Source organism: Pseudomonas sp. RW10S2 (assembly GCF_014268985.1).
GTDB lineage: Bacteria > Pseudomonadota > Gammaproteobacteria > Pseudomonadales > Pseudomonadaceae > Aquipseudomonas > Aquipseudomonas wayambapalatensis.
The window spans coordinates 1-5,689 of the sequence record NZ_JABWRO010000191.1; the positions used below are offsets into that span (position 1 = coordinate 1).

Sequence of the window (5,689 nt, forward strand, 5' to 3'; positions counted from 1 at the left end):
TAAGAGCATCCATCACATGGGTAGTGACCGTACGAGCTGCCGGATGCGAATCGTACTTGGGCTGAACCACCGCGGGGGCGGCGTGACCTTTAAGGCTCGGGTCACCTGGGGTGCTGTCATCGACAGCCTTTGCACGGCCAGTTCTACGCCTGTGGATAAACCCGGTCAAGGGCCGAAATTAAGCGCCCTTGAGGACGTGAAAAGCGGTTATCCATCGGTGGAATTACTTGGTAAATCTCGGACAACGTCGTGACTTTAGCTCTTCAAAATGAGGTCCATCCAAACAGGGCGGCTTTGCAGCCCTGTTTGGATGGACCCGCGCTGAGAAGCAGATAAGCGAGGCTGCTTGCCCCGAATCTTGGACGTTCAGTTGTTTCTGCAATTCATGCGCCGTACAGAGCTAGCGGATCGGTACCACGTTCTTGTCTCTGACTTGACCGTATGCTGAGGCAAGCAGGCTGCCGGTGGCGGCTTTCTGGATGTACTCACTCCACCAGGCCATCATCGGGCGTCTGCGTTCAATGTAGTCGGCTCGGTTGTAGGCGCTGCGCACTTCATCCTTGTCGACATGCGCCAGTGCGACCTCAATGAGTTCGGGGTCCCACCCATGTTCATTCAAGATGGTGCTGGCCATCGAACGCATGCCGTGGCTGACCAACCGATCTTGGAAGCCCATGCGTTTCAACGCCATGTTGGCGGTCTGGCTATTGGCGTGGGTGCGTGGATTTCTGTCTGCCGGGAAGACGTATTCGCGATGGCCGCTGTGGGTCTTCAGTGACTCCAACAGTGCGACAGCGTGATCACTCAACGGAATGCTGTGTGGGCGGCGCTTCTTCATCCGCTCCGCAGGGATAGTCCAGACACGCCTTTCAAAATCGATGTCTGCCCAGCGAGTAGTCGCCGCCTCGGCGGGGCGAGTCATCGTGTGTAACTGCCATTCGATCAGGCAGCGTGTGGTGCGTTTGATGCTGGCGTTCGCGATCTCCATCATGAGCTCGGGCAGCTCCTCAGGCGGAAGCGCAGCCATGTTCTCTTTCTTGGGCTTCTTGAATACTGCCCTGATGCCGCTGAGTGGGTTGGCGAAGATCAGGCCGGAATTTACGCCGTAGGTCATGATCTCGTTTAGCCGCTGGCTAAGTCGCTTGACCGTCTCTAGGCTGCCTTTCGCTTCGATTGGACGAAGCAATGCGATCACCATCGGCGCGGTGATTTTCGTGAGTGGTGTCGTCTTCAAATCGGGGAGCACGTGTAGCGTGAGCGACCGCCAGATGTCCTCGGCGTAGGCCGGAGTCACCGAGTCTTTCTTGAGCTCGAACCAGGCGGTGGCCACGTTCTCGAAGGTATGTTCCGTTTCTGCGCGCTTGGCTTCATTCAGCGTATTGCGCTGCACCTTCGGATCGATGCCTTGGGCGAGCAGCTCGCGCGCTTCGACTGCCTTCTTTCGTGCATTCGCCAGTGACAGTTCGGGATAGGTCCCGAAGCCGATGTTGATGCGCTTCTTGGTTACCGGTTCGCGGTAGTTGAAATTCCACAGCAGCGAGCCGTTGCTGCGTACGCGGAGCTGTAAACCGTCACCGTCCGTAAGGACGTAATCCTTGGACGCCGGTTTGACTCCCTTGAGCTGTCGATCGGAGAGGCGGAGATTTTGAGCAGGCATGAGATTGTCCTCAAGCACTGATTCGGTATTCCAAAGATTAGCACCGGGTGAGCTGGAATACCGCCTGGAATACCCGAATGGCTGGAACTCAATAACTCTCAAAAGACCGCAAAAGCGCTGGAAGCCGCGTGTTTACTGGATTGCAGGCACAAAAAAAGACGCCCTTGGACGTCTTTTTTTGATCATTTGGTGGAGCCGGGGGGATTTGAACCCCCGTCCGCCAGTACTCCGCTGTCGGTACTACATGCTTAGCCGTGTCTATTGAGTTAATCCGCAGCCGCCCGACGGGCAGGGTGCTTTGGACGAGTTGGGTAAGTTTTAGTCGCTTTGCCCCCAACGTGCTACACGACGATCCTGTTCTGTATGACAATCATTTCGGGTTTACAGGCATCCCCTGATGATTGCTGGAGCCGAAGCTACCAGGAGAGCGGGCTCAGCTGCTTACGCAGCGAGAGCGTAACCCTCGTAGTTTTCGTCATTGGCAACTATAGAAAGTTGCAACAGTGGATTTACGAGTTCTGTTACCAACTCGGCATGCACCTAGAGTTTCGCTACCGGCGTCGAATCCTGATCGGCCCCACACTCAGCTCTAGCTGACGTATCTCTCGACACGTGCCGCCGAGTATACGCCTTTGCACGGGCGGCGTCGACTGCTGGTGCCGCCGCCCGTTGCAACAGAGCGGCTCAGGCGCCGCTGCCGCCGGCCGAGCCGCTGCCTTTCTCGGTCTTTTCCAGGCGCTCCAGCACCTTGCTGGTGATGGCGATGCACTCCTTGGTATCGCCGCTGGCCTGGGCGGCCTTGGCTTTGTCGACATGCTCGGTGAGGGCCTTGTCCAGGCCTTCGGACGTGGCGCCGGCGGTAGCCATGCTGTCGTTGATCTTCTGCAGGTTGATCGCGCACAAGTCATCGGCAGCGAATACAGGCGAGGCCAGCAGGGTGGCGGCCGCGAAGAGGGCGGAAAGCGCTGTACCTTTCATGGGTGTCTCCTGATGAAGGCCTCTGGAAGGTGGGCCTGAAAGGTGGACTGTGGCCATTGGCCAAGGGTTCCATCGGGGTTGACCGGGCGATCCACCAAACCCGTCGCGAGTAAAGAGGGTGAGGCAACCGGTCACGCGGCAAACCACCACACAGCCTGCCCTGGCATTCGGGACTATGCTTTCCAACAGTCGTTGATCTGGATCAATCGTTCCAGATGAAACGAGTTGGCCGCCTGGCCAGAATCCCTGCGATCGAACAGAACAATTCGACAACAGCGCACTCGATCACCGTGGGGGCAGTGAGCGCGAGGGTCACGAGCCCGGACGCCCGGATTACCTGAAGAGGAAGCACTATGTTCGGTTTAGAGGCCTTGGAGCTCGCCCGAATCCAGTTTGCGTTTACCGTATCCTTCCACATCCTGTTCCCGGCCATCACCATTGGCCTGGCGAGCTACCTGGCGGTCCTCGAGGGCCTCTGGCTGAAGACCAACGACAACGTCTACCGCGACCTCTACCACTTCTGGTCGAAGATCTTTGCCGTCAACTTCGGCATGGGGGTGGTCTCGGGGCTGGTCATGGCCTATCAGTTCGGCACGAACTGGAGCCGTTTCTCCGACTTTGCCGGCGCCGTCACCGGGCCTTTGCTGACCTACGAAGTGCTCACTGCCTTCTTCCTCGAAGCCGGTTTCCTCGGGGTCATGCTGTTCGGCTGGAACCGCGTGGGGCGTGGGCTGCACTTCTTCTCCACGGTGATGGTGGCGCTCGGCACGCTGGTGTCGACCTTCTGGATCCTCGCCTCCAACAGCTGGATGCAGACGCCCCAGGGCCACGAGATCATCGATGGCCGGGTGGTGCCGGTCGACTGGCTGATGATCATCTTCAACCCCTCGTTCCCCTACCGCCTGATGCACATGGCCACGGCTGCGTTCGTGGCCACGGCGTTCTTCGTCGGTGCCTCGGCGGCCTGGCATCTGCTGCGCGGGCGGGATAATCCGGCGGTGCGCAAGATGCTGTCGATGGCCATGTGGATGGCGCTGATCGTTGCGCCGATCCAGGCGGTGATCGGTGACTTCCATGGCCTGAACACGCTCAAGCACCAGCCGGTGAAAATCGCCGCCATCGAAGGCCACTGGGAGAACAAGCCCGGCGAGCCGACGCCGCTGATCCTGTTCGGCATCCCCGACATGCAGGCCGAGACCACGCGCTTCAAAGTCGAGATTCCGGCGTTGGGCAGCCTGATCCTGACCCACAGCCTGGACAAGCAAGTACCGGCGATGAAGGAGTTCCCGCCTGAAGACCGGCCGAATTCGACCATCGTGTTCTGGTCGTTCCGGGTCATGGTCGGGCTGGGCTTCCTGATGATCTTCGTGGGGCTGTGGAGCTTGTGGCTGCGCAAGCGTGGCACGCTGTACAGCTCGCGGCCATTCCTCTACCTCACGCTGTGGATGGGGCCGTCGGGGTTGATCGCGATCCTCGCAGGCTGGTTCACCACCGAGATCGGTCGTCAGCCGTGGGTGGTGTATGGGCTGATGCGCACGGCGGACGGGGTGTCGAACCACAGCTACGGACAGCTCGGCTTCACCCTGGTGATGTTCGTGGTGGTGTACTTCGCGCTGTTCGGCACCGGCATCGGCTACATGATGCGCCTGGTGCGCAAAGGGCCGCATACCGGCGAGGGCGATACGCAGCCACCGGGAGGTCCGGGGCAGAAACGCACGCCAGCGCGGCCGCTGTCGGCTGCCGATGACGGCACGGAACACGACGCCGTCAGCCTGAACAAGGGGAACTGAGCCATGGGTATCGATCTTCCGCTGATCTGGGCCGTGATCATCATCTTCGGGGTGATGATGTACGTGGTCATGGATGGCTTCGACCTGGGAATCGGCATGCTCTTCCCCTTCGTCAAGGGCGAGCGTGACCGTGACGTGATGATGAATACCGTCGCCCCGGTGTGGGACGGCAACGAGACCTGGCTGGTGCTGGGCGGGGCGGGGCTGTTCGGGGCCTTCCCGATGGCCTACTCGGTGGTGCTCGAGGCGCTGTACCTGCCGCTGATCCTGATGCTGGTGGGCCTGATCTTCCGTGGCGTGGCCTTCGAGTTCCGCTTCAAGGCCAAGGCCGACAAGCGCCACCTGTGGGACAAGGCGTTCATCTGGGGTTCGCTGGTGGCCACCTTCTTCCAGGGCGTGGCGCTGGGGGCCTTCATCGAGGGCTTCAAGGTGGTCGACCGCCATTACGCGGGTGGCGCGTTTGACTGGCTGACGCCGTTCAGTATCTACAGTGGCCTGGGGCTGATCGTGGCCTATACGCTGCTGGGTTGCACCTGGCTGATCATGAAGACCGAAGGGCCGCTGCAGAAGCAGATGCACGACCTGGCGCGGCCGCTGGCGCTGGTGCTGCTGGTGGTGATCGGCATCGTCAGCCTGTGGACGCCGCTGGCTTATCCACAGATCGCCGATCGTTGGTTCAGCATGCCCAACCTGATCTGGTTCATGCCGGTGCCTGTGTTGGTGCTGGTGACCTTCTATGGGTTGCTCAAGGCGGTGGCGCGCAACGCCAACTACACGCCGTTCCTGCTGACGTTGGTGCTGATCTTCCTGGGCTATAGCGGGTTGGGCATCAGCCTGTGGCCGAACATCATCCCGCCGTCGATCTCGATCTGGGATGCCGCTGCGCCAGCGCAGAGCCAGGGCTTCATGCTGGTGGGGACGCTGTTCATCCTGCCGTTCATCCTGGGGTACACCTTCTGGAGCTACTACGTGTTCCGCGGCAAGGTGACCCACCACGATGGCTACCACTAGGGAGTGCCGGGCGATGGATATCGAGGAGAAGAAACCGCTGTGGCAGCGCCTGGGTTGGCTGGTGCTGATCTGGGCGCTGAGTGTCGCGGCGCTGGGGATCGTGGCCTATGGCATGCGCATGTTCATGAGTGCGGCGGGGTTGAGTACGCATTGAGCCAGGTAAGGGCTTTGTTGTCCTGGTAGGAGCACCTTCCTTGTTCAAAATCTAAAGGCCAGCCCGGTCCTTGTGGGAGCGGGCTTGCCCGCGAAAAGG

Annotated in this window: 6 protein-coding genes and 1 other RNA gene; 4 read left to right on the forward strand and 3 right to left on the reverse strand. The window is 60.1% G+C overall.

Going from position 1 to position 5,689, the window contains the following annotated elements; translation table 11 throughout:
- On the forward strand, positions 1-253 hold a 253-nt coding region (locus HU729_RS25915; protein WP_238348441.1), incomplete at its 5' end, for a hypothetical protein.
- Positions 254-400: 147 nt separating this feature from the next.
- Here the strand turns inward: HU729_RS25915 and HU729_RS24690 are convergent.
- The 3 genes from HU729_RS24690 to HU729_RS24700 form a co-directional block, all read right to left on the reverse strand.
- Positions 401-1,657 carry an integrase domain-containing protein gene (locus tag HU729_RS24690; RefSeq protein WP_186711841.1) on the reverse strand — a complete coding sequence of 419 codons (1,257 nt, stop codon included), beginning with the start codon at positions 1,655-1,657 and terminating at the stop codon, positions 401-403.
- A gap of 187 nt (positions 1,658-1,844) precedes the next feature.
- Positions 1,845-2,236: a transfer-messenger RNA gene (ssrA, locus tag HU729_RS24695) on the reverse strand.
- A 105-nt stretch (positions 2,237-2,341) separates the two neighbouring features.
- Complete coding sequence (locus HU729_RS24700) at positions 2,342-2,635, reverse strand: hypothetical protein (RefSeq protein WP_063546147.1); 294 nt, start codon at positions 2,633-2,635, stop codon at positions 2,342-2,344.
- 353 nt (positions 2,636-2,988) lie between these two features.
- Here HU729_RS24700 and HU729_RS24705 point away from each other — a divergent pair, with 353 nt between their 5' ends.
- Genes HU729_RS24705 through HU729_RS24715 form a run of 3 tightly spaced genes read left to right on the forward strand, consistent with a single transcriptional unit; the run spans position 2,989 to position 5,590 of the window.
- Entirely contained in the window at positions 2,989-4,425 is a 1,437-nt protein-coding gene (locus HU729_RS24705) for a cytochrome ubiquinol oxidase subunit I (protein ID WP_186711842.1), read from the forward strand.
- Positions 4,426-4,428: 3 nt separating this feature from the next.
- Complete coding sequence (cydB, locus tag HU729_RS24710) at positions 4,429-5,436, forward strand: cytochrome d ubiquinol oxidase subunit II (RefSeq protein WP_186711843.1); 1,008 nt, start codon at positions 4,429-4,431, stop codon at positions 5,434-5,436.
- A gap of 13 nt (positions 5,437-5,449) precedes the next feature.
- Positions 5,450-5,590: a DUF2474 domain-containing protein gene (locus HU729_RS24715; RefSeq protein WP_063546145.1), complete on the forward strand. Its 141-nt coding sequence runs from the start codon at positions 5,450-5,452 to the stop codon at positions 5,588-5,590.
- The last annotated feature ends 99 nt before the right edge of the window (positions 5,591-5,689 follow it).